This window comes from Halalkaliarchaeum sp. AArc-GB (assembly GCF_031432225.1).
Taxonomy (GTDB): Archaea; Halobacteriota; Halobacteria; order Halobacteriales; family Haloferacaceae; genus Halalkaliarchaeum.
The window spans coordinates 1-13,467 of the sequence record NZ_JAVKGM010000001.1; the positions used below are offsets into that span (position 1 = coordinate 1).

The following is a 13,467-nucleotide window of genomic DNA, read 5'->3' on the forward strand; positions in this document are numbered from 1 at the left end:
GCCGCGTACAGCGCGGCGGTGGCGACGCCTTCGATCGAGCGGCCGGGCAGGAGGTCTTCATCGAGCGCACGGCGGTAGATGACCGAGGCGGTCTCGCGGACGTTCTCGGGCAGCCCCAGCGCCGAGGCCATCCGGTCGATCTCGCCCAGCGCCTGCTTGAGGTTGCGCTCCTTCGAGTCGCGAGTACGGAACCGCTCGTTCCAGGTGCGGAGCCGCTGCATCTGACGGCGCTGTCGGCTCGAGAGCGCTCGACCGTAGGCGTCCTTGTCCTGCCAGCCGATGTTCGTCGACAGCCCCTTGTCGTGCATCATCTTCGTCGTCGGCGCCCCGACGCGCGACTTGCTGTCGCGCTCGGCGCTGTCGAAGGCGCGCCACTCGGGACCGCGGTCGATCTCGTCGGTCTCGACGACCAGCCCACAGTCCGTACAGACGGTCTCACCGTGTTCGGTATCCGTCTCGAGTCGTCCGCCACACTCCGGACAGGTCTGTACCCGCCGCCGTTCGTCGCTCTGTTCCTGTTCTCGACCGGCGCGGTCCGATCGCTGCCGCTCGTCGGCACCGGCGTACTGCTTGATGGTGGTGTCTGTTTCGCTCATGGATGTCTCTTGGACGACGCCCCGGCGAAATAATAGAACCCGCGCGAACGTCCTTACACTTAGTTATTCTCGGAACTACTTAAATCTGTCGTGATATAATTATTCGTTATATAACGGTTTGAACCGTAGTTATTGGCGTATTTCGTGATTTGAGGACCTGGTCTGTGTTTGACTCGTCCCTTATCAATGTACGGTAAAATCTGATCCCCAACACTAATAAATCATTACGGTACTCGGATTCGAATATTCGATCGTACAGGGACGACCGTTCGACACCTGGAGAGGTTCCGCGATTCGGACGGAGTTCCCGAAAACACTTATCATGTCGGCGTGTTTTCCCGTCCGATGTCGGTGCTGGACCGACTGTGGGAGATACGAAACGACCAACCCGGATTCGTCAGCCTCGCAGTTCTCGTGATGGGGGCGATCGCGGCGTATCCAGTGGTCGATCTACTGCTCCGGAGCGCGGAGATCTCGACGGCGTTTCGGTACTACGACTTCGGAGCGTATCGAATCGCCGTCGACGACTGGCAGGCTGGCGAGCCCATATACGAACCCAACGAGGAGGGTGGCTTTCACGGAAACTATCTGTACCCACCGATCGCACTCCCCATCTTCGCGGCGTTTCTCGCTGCCTTCGAGAACCCGGGAATCGCCTGGGGCGTCCTCTCCGTGCTCGCGCTGTGGGTGAGCCTCCAGCTGGCGATCCGGGAGTTCGGCCTTTCGATGCATCCCCTCGAACGCCTCCTGTTGCTGTGGCTTCTCGTGGGGTTCCAGCCGATCCTGTTCGGCTTCAAAATGGGACAGGTGTCGACGTTCCTCGCGGCGCTTTTGACGCTCGCGCTGGTCGGGCTGATTCGGGATCTGAACGGCCGCGGTCGATCCGCGGCGATCGCAAGCGGCGTGTTCACGACGCTCGGCAGCTCGGTCAAACTCGTCTACGCGCCGTCGGGCGCACATCTCCTTCGATGTCGACGGCGGTTCGCCGGCGCGATTGCGGCGCTTTTCGCCCTGATCGGGCTGTCGCTTCTGCTGTTCGATCCGGCGACCCACCGCAGCTATCTCGACGTGTTGCTCTGGGGGAAAGGCTGGGGAACCGGCTCCCGTTCACCGCACCTGTGGACGCCGGCGTACTTCCGGCCGTTGCTCGCGATCGAGTCGGTGGGGCTCGCGGTTCGCGGGCTCTTGATCGTGTCGACCATTGGGCTGGCGATCGGCGCACAGGGGCCGGAGGCAGACCTCCCGACGTTCGCGCTCGGGATCGCGATCATTCCGCTCGCCGCGCCCCGAGCGTACACCTTCGACCTCGTAGTTCTTCTCCCGGCAGTGCTGGTGTTGCTCGCACTGGAACTGGACCGTACCGACGGACGGCCGGAGCTCCCGGTCCTTGGACTCCTGTTTCTCCACGTCCACGCGTACGGCGTCTTTACGTTCGGACGGGTTTCCGAGAGTCTCCTGGCTTCGAACGTGTTGCGTCCCCTGCTGCCGGTCTTGCAGCCCGGACTGTGGGGGGCCCTTCTCCTCGTGGGGCTCGCGTTCGTCCGCGTGGCCGAGCACACGGCAATCCCGACACACGCTCGACGGATCACGTCATTCAATAGCACCGGCGACTGATTCGCCAACATGGACACAGCGAGCACGTTGTCGACGCTCGGCGCCCTCCTCTGTCTGCTCGTGATCGTCGTGCTCGGCGTTCCCGCACTCGTCATCGAGGCGCCCGATCACCTGCTCACCGACTACTACACGGCGGGTCCGACGGGCGCCGTCGGCATCGGATTCTTCGCCGCGATCGGCGTCGTCGTCTTCCTCTCGGGGGAACGTGGCCGTGCAGATCCTCCGCTCGTGGCGGGGCTTTCGGTCGTGCTCGGAGTGGCGCTCGTCGCCCTCGCCGGCGTATGGCTCCTCTCGATCGACGAGACGCTCGTGTTTTCCTTCCCCGCCGAGTACGACTGGATCCAACACCACGGGCTCGCTGTACTGGCGCTCACGACACTGGTGCTCGGAGCCGCCACGGGATACGCCCGAGAGTACGTCTAGACCCCGAACATCCGGCTCTACTGGCTCGGTCCCACTTGCTCGACTGGATCGGCCCCGCAGGCCCGATCCCGCGACCCGACCGCGACTCGACCGCGACTCGACCGCGACTCGACAGTCACACCTCGACTGCCCACGCCGTGTACGACTCCGCTCGGCGGTACACCTCCCGAAACGCCCGATCCATGAACTCCGCGAGTCGGTTCGCGTCGGACCGTGCAGTGATCCGAACGTTGGTTCCGTCGGCGTTTTCCGGGCTCTCGAGTTCGTCGATCCGAAACTCCTGGTATTCGTCGAGCATCGACTTCAACCGCTGTAATTCGGCGTCCGTACAGTCCATATTGAGGGTGTGTTCCGACAGCTGAATCCACGGTGCGATCTCTTCGTCGTCGGTTTTCGGCGTCTCGACCGTGAGAAACGGACTGGCTCGCTGCCGGTGGGCGACGACGGCGTCGGCGAACAGTTTCCGTCGTTCCGTCGGCGTGTCGGCGCTAAACCGGGTCATGCCACCACGTCGGAGCGCGGAAAGAAAAGTCGTTCCCACCGGACGAAGATCTTCAAGGCTTTAACCGTGGGCCCGAAGGGTGGTAACGAGATGAGCCAACGCGTGTTGTTGCTCGGTGCCCCCGGTGCCGGCAAAGGAACCCAGAGCAAGCGGCTCGCCGAAGCGTACGACCTCGAACACGTCACGACGGGCGACGCGCTTCGGGCGAACAAGGACATGGAGACGGAACACGGAACGCCACGGGAGTATATGGAGGCCGGGGAGCTCGTTCCGGATCCCGTGGTAAACGAGATCGTCGAGGCCGCGATCGCGGAGACCGACGGCTTCGTTCTCGACGGCTATCCCCGCAATCTCTCGCAGGCGGAGTACCTCTCGGACATCACGGAGCTAGACGTCGTCGTCTACCTCGACGTAAGCGAGGACGAACTCGTCCGCCGGCTGACCGGCCGGCGCGTCGATCCGGAGACGGGTGACATCTATCACGTAGAATTCGACATACCCGACGACGAGGCAGTCCGCGAGCGGCTCGAGCAGCGCGACGACGACACCGAAGACGTCGTCAAGGAGCGACTCCGCGTCTACGAGGAGAACACCGAACCGGTGATCGAGTTCTACCGCGAGCAGGGCGAACTCGTCGAGATCGACGGTGAGGCCTCACCCGACGAGGTTTTCGAGCGGCTGACTGAACTCCTCGAGTGAGTGAACCGAAACGGGAGTGAGCCGAGAACCAGCTCCGAGTAAACAGGTTCTTAACTCCGCTTTTCCTACGGAGGCACAATGAGTCGTATCGAACGGAGGGTCCGCAAGCTCGTCGCCGACGACGAGATGCGCGACGCCGTCGAGATCGTCCTCGAACGCGCCGAGGACGGGGAACTAAAGTGGATCGACGTCCGCGAGGACCTCACCAGCGGTCAGTGGGGTCGCCTCATCGAGCAGGAGATCCTGGTCGACGGGGAAGAAGGGTTCGAACTCGCCGATCCGGAGGCGACCCGAGACGGCCTCGAGGAGGACGAAAACGAGTTCACGTCGGGCAGCGACGTGGACGTCCCGGACACGACCTCCTGGACGCAGTGGGACAAAGGCGCCCTCGTGGCGACGCTTTTGTTCTTCGTCGGCTACACGTGGGGTCCGATCCGCGATCTGATCGGCAACGCGGTCCATCTGCTTTTGGGTCCGGTCAACAACGTCCTGCCCTTCTATGCGGTGATCATGGTAATCGCGCTCGCGACCGGGCTCTACTCCACCCTGCTTCGGGCAGCGCTCATGGATATGGACAAGATGTCGAAGTACCAGGAACGGATGAAAGACATCCAGGACCGCCGCAAGCAGGCCAAGGAGGCAGGCGACGACGAGGCGCTCGACGCCATCCAGGAGGAACAGATGGAAGCGATGTCCGATCAGCTGGGAATGTTCAAAGAGCAGTTCCGGCCGATGGTGTGGATCATGTTCCTCACCATCCCGGCGTTCCTGTGGATGTACTGGATGGTCGGATTCCGCGGCAGCGACGCACACGGCACGTTCGAGTCAATCGTCATCCCGATTGCAGGCACCGTCGAGTGGACGACCGGCCTCATCGGCCCGATTCAGATCTGGATCATCTGGTACTTCCTGTGCTCGATGGCGTTCACCCAGATCATTCAAAAGAGCCTCAACATCCAGATGTCCCCGTCGACCTCGTGACCGCAGAGAATCCTCGAGCCTCGCGACGGTTCCCGGTTGGGTCGTAACTCACCGCCATACGAACCCTTTTTAATATCCCGCTCCACCTACCGATACCCATGCAAGACATTCTCGTGGGACGCTTGATGTCATCGCCCGTTCGAACGGTCTCCCCGGATACCCTCGTAGAGGACGCCGCGAACGTGATGCTCGATGAGGGCATCGGTTCCGTCGTCGTTGCCGACGAGGACAACCAACTGTGTGGCATCCTCACGTCGACCGACTTCGTCCAGATCGTGGCCGAACGGAAGCCGAAAGATCAAACGCCCGTAGAGAAGTACATGACGACCGGCGTACTTACTGCGAGCGCACAAGACCCGATCGTCGAGGCCGCGGAAACGATGATCGAAAACGACATCCACCACCTCCCGGTCGTGAGCGACGTCGACGGTGTCATCGGCATCGTCACGACGACGGATCTCGCCGCCTACGTCTCGAACCTGGAACCGGCGACTGCGTGATCGATCCCGAACGGTGTCGGAGGCCGGCACCGAACGAGTGCGCTTATAGGTCCCCGCATCGGTAGTAGTGGTATGTACGACGCCGTCCTGTTCGACAAGGACGGGGTGTTGGTCGGCCGGACGCGTTACGACGCCCTCGTCGAGGCTGCCTGGCAGACGTTCGACGAGCTCGACGTCTCCGATCCCGCGCCCGAACACGTCGAATCGGTGATCGTCGACGTCGATCCCGCGGACGTCAGGAACGTCTGTTCGACCTACGACCTGGATCCGGAGACGTTCTGGTACACCCGCGACAGTGTCGCGAGCGAGATCCAGCGAGACGAGGCCACTGCCGGCCGAAAAACCCCGTACGAGGACGTCCGCGTCCTGCCAGAGTTCGACGTTCCGCTGGGCGTGGTCTCCTCGAACCAGCAGGCGACCGTCGAATTCGTCCTCGAGCACTTCGGACTCGACGGTCACTTCCGAACGCTGTACGGCCGGGAACCGACCGTGGAGAGCCTCCGGCTCAAAAAGCCCAACGCACACTATCTGGAACGGGCGCTCGAAGACCTCGGAGCCGATACCGCCCTGTTCATCGGCGACAACGAGTCGGACGTCGCCGCCGCCGACAACGCCGGAATCGACTCGGCGTTCATCCGTCGACCACACCGTCGTGACCACGAGCTCGACAGGGAGCCGACGTACGTCGTCGACGACCTCCACGACCTGGTGAGTCTCACCCGTCGTGGACCCCGATACGGCAGCCAGTGAGCCCGTTCGAGAGCCCGAGGAACACCTTTCCCCGTTCGTCCCTTAATCAGTTCGATGACTGACCCCGAGCGGCCCGCGGACCACGGATCCGAACAGCTTCCCGAATCCGAATCAGAGTGGCGCGAACGACTCGACGAGGAGGCCTACCGGGTCCTCCGGGGACGAGGCACCGAGGCCCGGTTCAGCGGCGAGCACGTCGATCGCGACGACGATGGCATGTACCGGTGTAGAGGTTGTGGCACCGGCCTGTTCGACGCCACGACAAAGTACGACTCGGGCTGTGGCTGGCCGAGTTTCTACGCCGCCGAGGAGGAGCGTATCGAGACTGAAGTCGACACCAGACACGGGATGTCACGAATCGAAGTAAAATGTAGCCGGTGTGACGGTCATCTCGGACACGTCTTCGACGACGGCCCGGAGCCGACCGGCAAGCGGTTCTGTATCAACTCCGTCGCCCTCGAGTTCGATCCCGCCGAGTGACGGGGCGGCGGGTGCGTTACGTCGCCTCAGAGGAGCAGCAGGATAAGCTGGTACAACAGCCCGATCGCAAAGCCCGCGATCAACAGGACCGTGGCGACCACGACGACCGGCGAGAGCATCCCTTCGTCGTCGAGGATGACGTCTTCCATACCGGATACACCGCGAGCAACGGCAAACGCTTTTCGACTGAGGGCCGAACGTCGGCACATGATCCGACGAACTGGCGGTGGGCCGGTGTGACTACGCCCACCCTCGCGGTGTTGTCGTGTGGCGGAACGATCGCTGCCGAACCCGACGACGACGGGGCGGCACCCGCCAAATCCGGCGAACAGCTGCTGGGTTCGGTTCCGGCACTCGAGGGACGGGCTGAGTTCGAGATTCACGAGGTGTGCTCTCAGCCCGGATTCGACATGCGGTGGAGAGACGTGACCGCGGCCGCCGAACTGGCCGAAGCCGTCCAGTCGTCGGCCGACGGAATCGTGCTCACGCACGGGACGGACACGCTTGCAGACACCGCCTACGCGCTGGAACTGTTGGAAGACCTTCCGATTCCGGTGATCGTCACCGGCGCCCAGCGACGGCTCGACGAGACCTCCTCGGACGCGCCGGCGAACCTGCTGTCCGCGGTTCGGGCCGCAGCCGACGACCGGTTCGCTGCGGGCGTTCACGTCGCCTTCGATCAGGAGATCCACGCCGCACGGGACGTCGTCAAGGGCCACACGAGCGCCCTGGACACCTTCCGGTCGCCCGGGAAGGGTCCGGTCGCGACCCTGTCTCGCAGCGACGTGCGGATTCACCGAACCCCGCAGCGACGGGCGAACGTCCCACCGCTGGGAGCGGTAGCGCCGGAAACGATCCCCCGGGTTCCGATCGTTCACTCGGGAACCGGAGTCGGTGCCGAGGAGCTCAATCGACTGATCCAGGCGGATGGCGCCAGCGATGAGGGCGCCAGCGAGAACGGCCATCCAGTCGGCGGCGTCGTGATCGAGGGGACCGGCCTCGGAAACGTGTCGGGGGCGCTCGGAGAAGCGATCGCGTCGGTGTCGGAGGAACTCCCGGTCGTCGTCGGTACCCGGTGTTACGCCGGCGCGACCGAGCCGGTGTACGGGACTCCCGGCGGCGCCGTCACGCTGTCGGAGGCAGGGGTCGCGTTCGCCGGGGACCTCTCGACGGCGAAAGCACGGGTGAAGCTGGCGCTGGGACTCGCAGCAGACGTCGACGTGGAGATGCTGTTTGCAGACTGAAAAACGAATTCGGGGGAGGAAACACTGAGTGTCAGTCAAACCCGACCGGGGGATCCGCTAGCGTGTTCCGGTTGACCTGCAGTTCGTAGCTGTCTGCGCCACAGTCGTAGACGAGCCTGTCGATGGAAACGCCCGACGGAAGGTCGTCGACGCCAGTCACACACCGTGCGCGCGCACCGGGCAACAGCTCGATCGTCGAGTACCAATGCTCCGGGACGAACGAGGGACTCGCCGGCGTCGAAGCGAAGTCGTCGACGCCGAGGTCGTACTCCCCGACGCCGTACTGGTAGCCCTCCCCGTCGAGGAACGCGTGTTCGTCGGCCCACCAGGTCGTCCGGTCGGTGCCGGTGTTTTCTACCTCCAGAAAGAAGACTGTCGTTCGTCGATCCTCGCCCCACCCGAACGGACTTTCCTCCACCTCGACGTCGACGTCCTCGGCGATCGCTCGGAGTTCGACGTCGAAGTTCCGGCTCGACGTTCGGTTCGTCGTGTCAGACATACGAACACCCATTCGACGAAGGAAGAAAAACGTTCGTCAGACATCGCCCCGGTGTCGTCGGCTACCGTCAACCGTCACAACCGAACGGGGACACCCCGCTCGTCGAGATACTCCTTTATCTCCTGGATGGAGTACTCGCCGAAGTGGAATATCGAGGCAGCCAGCGCCGCGTCGGCGCCTGCTTCGGTGAACACCTCGTACATGTCTTCAGGTCCGCCACAGCCGGAGGAGGCGATCACGGGTGTAGAAACGGCCTCACACACCGCCGTCGTGAGCGGGACGTCGTAGCCGTCCTTCGTGCCGTCGGCGTCGATCGAGTTGACGAACAGTTCGCCGGCCCCGCGGGACTCCGCCTCCCGCGCCCACTCGATCACGTCGGTTCCGGTCCCTTCACGGCCGCCTTTCTTCGTACATTCGAACCAGCAGGACTCCCCGCCGACTTCGACGTAGTGTTCGCCCCCCTCGTCGTACCGCCGACGGGCGTCGACCGAGATGACGATACACTGGCTGCCGAACGCAGCCGCCCCCTCGTTTATGAGTTCGGGACGCTCGAGCGCCCCAGTCGTGATCGACACCTTGTCCGCCCCCGCACGGAGCGTCTCTTTGATGTCCGACTTCGTCCGGATGCCGCCACCCACCGTGAGCGGGATGAAACACTCGTCGGCGACAGCCGAAACCGTATCCAGCATCGTCTCGCGTCCCTCGGCGCTCGCGGTGATGTCCAGGAAGACGAACTCGTCTGCTCCAGCGTCGTTGTACGCCTTCGCCATCTCGACGGGATCGCCCGTGTACTGCAGGTCCTCGAAGTGAACGCCGGTGTACACCGCCGCGTTGCCCTCCTCGTCGAGGTCGACGTCGATACAGGGAATGATGCGTTTCGTGAGTGCCATTCGATACGTCACCATCTCGGCGGGGGAGACTTAAAAACGAGCGGATGACACCTCACTCGATCGAGAGCCCCGCATGCCACCGGTCCGTCCCGTGTTCCCGCTTTACCGCGTCCATCTTCCCGAGCAGTTTCACCGCGAGGCTGGCTGTTTCGGCCGCCCTCGATTCGCCTTCGGTACGGAACTCCCCGGTGATCCGGTTGGCGTAGACGGTACAGACCGCCCCCGCACGCAATCCGTAGATGTTCGCGAGCGTGAGGATGGCGCTGGCCTCCATCTCGATGTTCTTCACGTTCGCCTCGCGGAGCTCATCGACGAGTTCTTCGCTCCCCGCCGCGCGGAAGCCGTCGACCCCCGGGCGACCCTGGCCGGCGTAAAACGAGTCGGCACTCATCGTCGTCCCCACGTGATAGTCGTATCTCAGTCGCTCTGCGGCGGCGACGAGCGCGGATACGACCTCCTGGTCGGCGACTGCCGGATAATCTTCTCGGACGTACTCGTCGCTCGTTCCCTCCTGACGGACTGCACCCGAGGTGATCACGAGGTCGCCGACGTCCATCCCCTCCTGGATCGCTCCACACGAGCCGACCCGGATGAACGTCTCGGCGCCGACGCGGGCGAGTTCCTCGAGCGCGATCGCCGCCGACGGGGAGCCGATGCCCGTCGACGTCACCGAGATCGGCGACCCCTCGTAGCTCCCAGTGGCCGTGCGGTACTCCCGGTGGGAGGCGACCTCGCGGCTGTCGTCCCAAAGCGCCGTGATCTTGTCGACGCGTTCGGGGTTCCCCGGGAGCAACACCGCGTCTGCGACGTCGTCGGGACCGACTTCGAGGTGGTACTGGATATCGTCGTTCGGGTCCTCGGAGGTGGGCATACCGGTCGCGTTCGTCCGTCCGCGAGTTAGTTCCTTCGCGTCGGCGCCCGGGGCGGGCGGTTTAACTCTCGCCCGACCGTACCGGGGGCCATGAACCCCGGAGAATCGCAAAGTTCGAACGGTGAAACCCCCCCGACCCTGGAAACGATGGAGCCCGGATCCGACTGGGATCCGGCTTCACACGCCGACGTCGTCGAGATGCTTTCAACAGAAGGGCTCGCATTCAAGGTGTGGGGCGGGGACTGGTGTGGCGACTGTCGACGCCAGCTCCCGGCGCTCGGCGCAGCCCTTCAGGCGGCCGACGTCCCGCCCGAACGGATCGAACAGTACTCGGTCGAAAAGACCGAGGACGGGAAGAAAACGGGCCCGCGGATGTCCGAGTACGGCGTGGAGCTCATTCCGACCGTCGTCGTCGAACGCGACGGAACAGAGCTGGCCAGGTTCGTCGAAAGCGGCGAGAAACCGATCCCGGAGGCGCTGTCTGCGCAGCTCGCCGACGAGATCAGCGGACGATCGTAACCGGAACGTCGGCCTCGTCGACGACCCCTTTAGCGACGCTGCCGACCATCTTCTCGCGTTTACTGGAGAGCCCGCGGTGACCGGTGAAGATCGCGTCAGCGCCGATCTCTGTGGCGTGATCGGCAATGGCGTGTGCGGGTCGTCCGGTGAGAAGCTGCGTGGAAACCCGGAACTCGCCCTGGTGGGATCCCACGGCCTCCCGTGCGATCGAGCTGGCCCGCTCGAGGACTGCCTCCCCGGTTTCCGTCCCCTCCAGTTCGTCCTCGAGGACCGCCTCCCCGTCGACCGACCGCGTTCGTGACGTCAGCACGTGAACGATCTCCAGCTGTGCGTCGAACGCCGCCGCCCGAGTCGCCGCGTATGCAACCGCATCGTCGCCCTGCGGGGAACCGTCTGTCGCAACGAGATATCGCATACCTGTAGCTCGTGGGCGAGCCGGCAAAACCTTTGTCCGTCCGCGAAAATCAGTCGCCCCGAACGAGATTGCGCTCCTCGCGGGCACCGTGCTCCGCGCGGAACAGTTCGGTGACGAGTTTGGATTCGACTGCCCCGAGACGCTGAGAGACCGCAGAGCGGGAGACGTCCAGTTTCTCCGCGAGATCGCCGAGGTCCGCCCGACGCGGCGTCTCGTAGTAGCCGCATTCGATCGCCGTCCGGACAGCCTCGCGCTGTTTTTCTGTGATCCCGCTGGCCTCGAGTTCGAGAACGCTTTCCTCACTCTCGGAGGAGGACTTGGTGAGTCGGTCAAGCTGAACCGCCGCTCCGACTTCTCGCAGTTCGGAGACGATCTCCGTCAGTTCCTCACGGTCGGGGAGGATGAGAGAAACGACGAGTTCCGCGCCGTCGAACGATTCGATGGAGGGCAGACAGTCGTATCGGCGAAACACCGGGCAGATACACCGATCGTTGACATCGCCGGCGACGAACTGCCGCGTCGAACCGCTGGAGACCTGAATCTCCGCACGACACTCGCAGTTCACGCAGTCGGCGTCCCAACAGACGAGATCGTGAGTCACGTCGTCCCCCTCCTCGCCGATCTGCGCGACGAAACAGCCGGCTTCTGGGTGTGGTTCCACCCGGAGAACTGCGCGAAGGTGTCCGGTTGGCTCTGGAACAGTCCGTTGAATACTCATGTGACTGTAGCTTACAGGTCCACCCTTTCAATAGTTGTAGTAGATTCCCGTAGAATTAGAATACTGTCGCTCGTTGACGTACGACTCGAGAGCCGAGTGAACCAAACCGCCGAAACGCGAACTACTGTTCGGTGGTGTGATCCAGCGGGATGCTCTGGAACATGGCCTGTACTAGTTTCCGTTCTGCCCCGTTGAGTCGCTGAGAAACCGCCGATTTCGAAATCCCGAGTTCGGTGGCGAGTTCTTCGAGGGAGGTTCCACGGGGATTCTGGTAGTAGTCCATGGCGAAGGCCAGCTCCAGGGTCTCCCATTGCGTTTGCGTGAGCAGTCCAATGTCCACGTGGACGGGACACGTATCGGAGCTGCTCGGATCGATCACCCCGACGTTCTGGATGTCCAGATCGTTTTTCTGTCCACAGTTGAGGATAGTTATGACGTCGTCCGGCTCCGGAACTGAAAACGAGATCAACACGCGATCGTCTTCGGAAAACTCTCGGGCGAGTATCTCTCCGTTCCCGGCTCCTTCGTTCCGCTTCTCTATGACGTCTCCGTCGCTAGTGGCGTTTCCCGACATACGTCACTCACCCCACATGGTCGATCGCGAACTCGGGGGACCCGTGTCGCTTGCGGTCACCCGGGCAGTCACGCCGTGTGTTCGGATGGGTTCAGGGGAAAGCACTGGTACTCACTCACCTGTAGCTATTATCTCTCCCCTACTGTCATTACTTCTCAATATTGGAGCAATTTATCAGTAACCAGGAGAGATTCAGAACAGTCCAGTCTATTCTCGATTCGAGTCGGCGGGTCCGGTAAAAATGGCTGTATAATTGGCATAGATGACAAGCTCTATCAGCGTTCATCGTCGTACGGTAGCTATGGACCGAAAGCACCCGGAGGACGCGCGACCCGAACGATGCTCGGGAGGCGGATGTGAAAACGGCAGGCAGTGTGACCGCTCCCCGTCGCAGACTCGACGGCGGAACCTCCTCGGAGTGGTCGCTACCGGCGGTTCACTCGCGCTTGCGGGGTGTGTTGGACTGTTCCCCGAGCCAGAACGGCAGACTGTCCCGGAACCGGACGAGGACGACGGGGAAAACGACGAGGCTGATCCTGGCCCGTTCGACGTCGAGTATCTGGTACAGGAGGCGTCGATCGAAGTTGCGCGGGACGAGAACTTGCTGGAGGCCGGCGAGGAGCAGGGCTGGGAGCTCCCGTATCAGTGTCGCTCCGGCTTTTGTGGACAGTGTCTGGGACACGTGGACGGCGACGGCCACGAACTCGTCGAGATGACGAACAACGACTACGACCCGCTCGACGACGACGCGATCGCCGACGGATACGTACTGACGTGTACCGGGCAGCCTCGGGGGGACTTCGCGCTGGAAACGGGTGTGGCGGGTGCGCTCACCGACGAGACTGACGAGGAGGACGAAGCGGACGACGAAACCGAGGACGCGGAAACACACGCCATCGAATACGTAAAGCAGGAAGCGACGATCGACGTCCCGGAAACCGAGAACCTGCTCGAAGCCGGCGAAGAGCAGGGCTGGGATCTCCCCTACCAGTGCCGCGTCGGCGTGTGTGGCCAGTGTACGGCCCGCGTCGACGGCGACGGACACGAACTCGTCGAAATGACCGACAACGACGTACTGAGCGACGACGAGATCGAAGACGGCTACGTGTTGACCTGTACGGGTCAGCCTCGGGCGGAGTTCTCCATCGAGACCGACGAGAGTCCCTGAAAAGAGACTACTAAAGAACTGTAT

The 13,467-nt window shown here is 63.0% G+C and carries 19 protein-coding genes; 10 read left to right on the forward strand and 9 right to left on the reverse strand.

Translation table 11 applies throughout. The annotated features are described in order from the left end of the window. Positions 1 to 596, reverse strand: a 596-nt coding sequence (locus tag RH858_RS00005) for a TFIIB-type zinc ribbon-containing protein (RefSeq protein ID WP_310560892.1), incomplete at its 3' end; no start/stop codon positions are given. A 345-nt stretch (positions 597 to 941) separates the two neighbouring features. On the opposite strand from RH858_RS00005, the gene RH858_RS00010 reads away from it, so the two are divergent. Together RH858_RS00010 and RH858_RS00015 are read left to right on the forward strand one after the other, a co-directional pair. Next, entirely contained in the window at positions 942 to 2,210 is a 1,269-nt protein-coding gene (locus RH858_RS00010) for a glycosyltransferase family 87 protein (RefSeq protein WP_259533142.1), read from the forward strand. Positions 2,211 to 2,219: 9 nt separating this feature from the next. Beyond that, positions 2,220 to 2,633, forward strand: a complete 414-nt coding sequence (locus tag RH858_RS00015; protein ID WP_259533143.1) for a hypothetical protein — start codon at positions 2,220 to 2,222, stop codon at positions 2,631 to 2,633. A 115-nt stretch (positions 2,634 to 2,748) separates the two neighbouring features. Here the strand turns inward: RH858_RS00015 and RH858_RS00020 are convergent, their stop codons facing one another. Then, a complete protein-coding gene (locus RH858_RS00020; RefSeq protein WP_259533144.1) occupies positions 2,749 to 3,135 on the reverse strand; it encodes a hypothetical protein in 387 nt (128 codons plus the stop codon). Between the two features lie 90 nt (positions 3,136 to 3,225). Here RH858_RS00020 and RH858_RS00025 point away from each other — a divergent pair, with 90 nt between their 5' ends. The 5 genes from RH858_RS00025 (at position 3,226) to msrB (ending at position 6,545) form a co-directional block, all read left to right on the forward strand. Beyond that, on the forward strand, positions 3,226 to 3,834 hold the full coding sequence (locus RH858_RS00025; protein WP_259533145.1) for an adenylate kinase: 609 nt from the start codon (positions 3,226 to 3,228) through the stop codon (positions 3,832 to 3,834). 78 nt (positions 3,835 to 3,912) lie between these two features. After that, on the forward strand, positions 3,913 to 4,815 hold the full coding sequence (locus RH858_RS00030; protein WP_259533146.1) for a DUF106 domain-containing protein: 903 nt from the start codon (positions 3,913 to 3,915) through the stop codon (positions 4,813 to 4,815). Between the two features lie 98 nt (positions 4,816 to 4,913). Further along, positions 4,914 to 5,315 (forward strand): CBS domain-containing protein, encoded by a 402-nt coding sequence (locus tag RH858_RS00035; protein ID WP_259533147.1) that lies wholly within the window; start codon positions 4,914 to 4,916, stop codon positions 5,313 to 5,315. Positions 5,316 to 5,387: 72 nt separating this feature from the next. Beyond that, on the forward strand, positions 5,388 to 6,065 hold the full coding sequence (locus RH858_RS00040; RefSeq protein ID WP_259533148.1) for an HAD family hydrolase: 678 nt from the start codon (positions 5,388 to 5,390) through the stop codon (positions 6,063 to 6,065). Between the two features lie 54 nt (positions 6,066 to 6,119). Then, positions 6,120 to 6,545: a peptide-methionine (R)-S-oxide reductase MsrB gene (gene msrB / locus RH858_RS00045; RefSeq protein WP_310560893.1), complete on the forward strand. Its 426-nt coding sequence runs from the start codon at positions 6,120 to 6,122 to the stop codon at positions 6,543 to 6,545. A 26-nt stretch (positions 6,546 to 6,571) separates the two neighbouring features. On the opposite strand, the gene RH858_RS00050 is transcribed toward msrB, so the two are convergent. After that, positions 6,572 to 6,694 carry a hypothetical protein gene (locus RH858_RS00050; RefSeq protein ID WP_259533150.1) on the reverse strand — a complete coding sequence of 41 codons (123 nt, stop codon included), beginning with the start codon at positions 6,692 to 6,694 and terminating at the stop codon, positions 6,572 to 6,574. Between the two features lie 87 nt (positions 6,695 to 6,781). Between RH858_RS00050 and RH858_RS00055 the strand changes: the two genes are divergently transcribed. Beyond that, complete coding sequence (locus tag RH858_RS00055; protein WP_259533151.1) at positions 6,782 to 7,789, forward strand: asparaginase; 1,008 nt, start codon at positions 6,782 to 6,784, stop codon at positions 7,787 to 7,789. 31 nt (positions 7,790 to 7,820) lie between these two features. On the opposite strand, the gene RH858_RS00060 is transcribed toward RH858_RS00055, so the two are convergent. The 3 genes from RH858_RS00060 to RH858_RS00070 form a co-directional block, all read right to left on the reverse strand. Beyond that, the gene (locus RH858_RS00060) at positions 7,821 to 8,288 is read right to left on the reverse strand and encodes a hypothetical protein (protein ID WP_259533152.1); all 468 of its coding nucleotides are present in this window, start codon (positions 8,286 to 8,288) and stop codon (positions 7,821 to 7,823) included. Positions 8,289 to 8,362: 74 nt separating this feature from the next. After that, complete coding sequence (gene hisF, locus RH858_RS00065) at positions 8,363 to 9,178, reverse strand: imidazole glycerol phosphate synthase subunit HisF (protein ID WP_259533153.1); 816 nt, start codon at positions 9,176 to 9,178, stop codon at positions 8,363 to 8,365. Positions 9,179 to 9,230: 52 nt separating this feature from the next. Further along, on the reverse strand, positions 9,231 to 10,049 hold the full coding sequence (locus RH858_RS00070) for a nucleoside phosphorylase (RefSeq protein ID WP_310560894.1): 819 nt from the start codon (positions 10,047 to 10,049) through the stop codon (positions 9,231 to 9,233). A 90-nt stretch (positions 10,050 to 10,139) separates the two neighbouring features. Here RH858_RS00070 and RH858_RS00075 point away from each other — a divergent pair, with 90 nt between their 5' ends. Next, a complete protein-coding gene (locus RH858_RS00075; RefSeq protein WP_310560895.1) occupies positions 10,140 to 10,568 on the forward strand; it encodes a thioredoxin family protein in 429 nt (142 codons plus the stop codon). Here the strand turns inward: RH858_RS00075 and RH858_RS00080 are convergent. The 3 genes from RH858_RS00080 to RH858_RS00090 all read right to left on the reverse strand — a co-directional run bounded on the left by RH858_RS00080 (position 10,552) and on the right by RH858_RS00090 (position 12,275). Next, entirely contained in the window at positions 10,552 to 10,983 is a 432-nt protein-coding gene (locus RH858_RS00080) for a universal stress protein (RefSeq protein ID WP_259533157.1), read from the reverse strand. The two genes, RH858_RS00075 and RH858_RS00080, sit on opposite strands and share 17 nt — an antisense overlap. Before the next feature lie 49 nt (positions 10,984 to 11,032). Next, positions 11,033 to 11,701, reverse strand: coding sequence for a helix-turn-helix domain-containing protein (locus RH858_RS00085; RefSeq protein ID WP_310560896.1), 669 nt, complete (start codon positions 11,699 to 11,701; stop codon positions 11,033 to 11,035). Between the two features lie 121 nt (positions 11,702 to 11,822). Beyond that, positions 11,823 to 12,275: a helix-turn-helix domain-containing protein gene (locus RH858_RS00090; protein ID WP_259533159.1), complete on the reverse strand. Its 453-nt coding sequence runs from the start codon at positions 12,273 to 12,275 to the stop codon at positions 11,823 to 11,825. Between the two features lie 301 nt (positions 12,276 to 12,576). Here RH858_RS00090 and RH858_RS00095 point away from each other — a divergent pair, with 301 nt between their 5' ends. Then, the gene (locus RH858_RS00095) at positions 12,577 to 13,443 is read left to right on the forward strand and encodes a 2Fe-2S iron-sulfur cluster-binding protein (protein WP_303650959.1); all 867 of its coding nucleotides are present in this window, start codon (positions 12,577 to 12,579) and stop codon (positions 13,441 to 13,443) included. Positions 13,444 to 13,467: the final 24 nt, after the last annotated feature.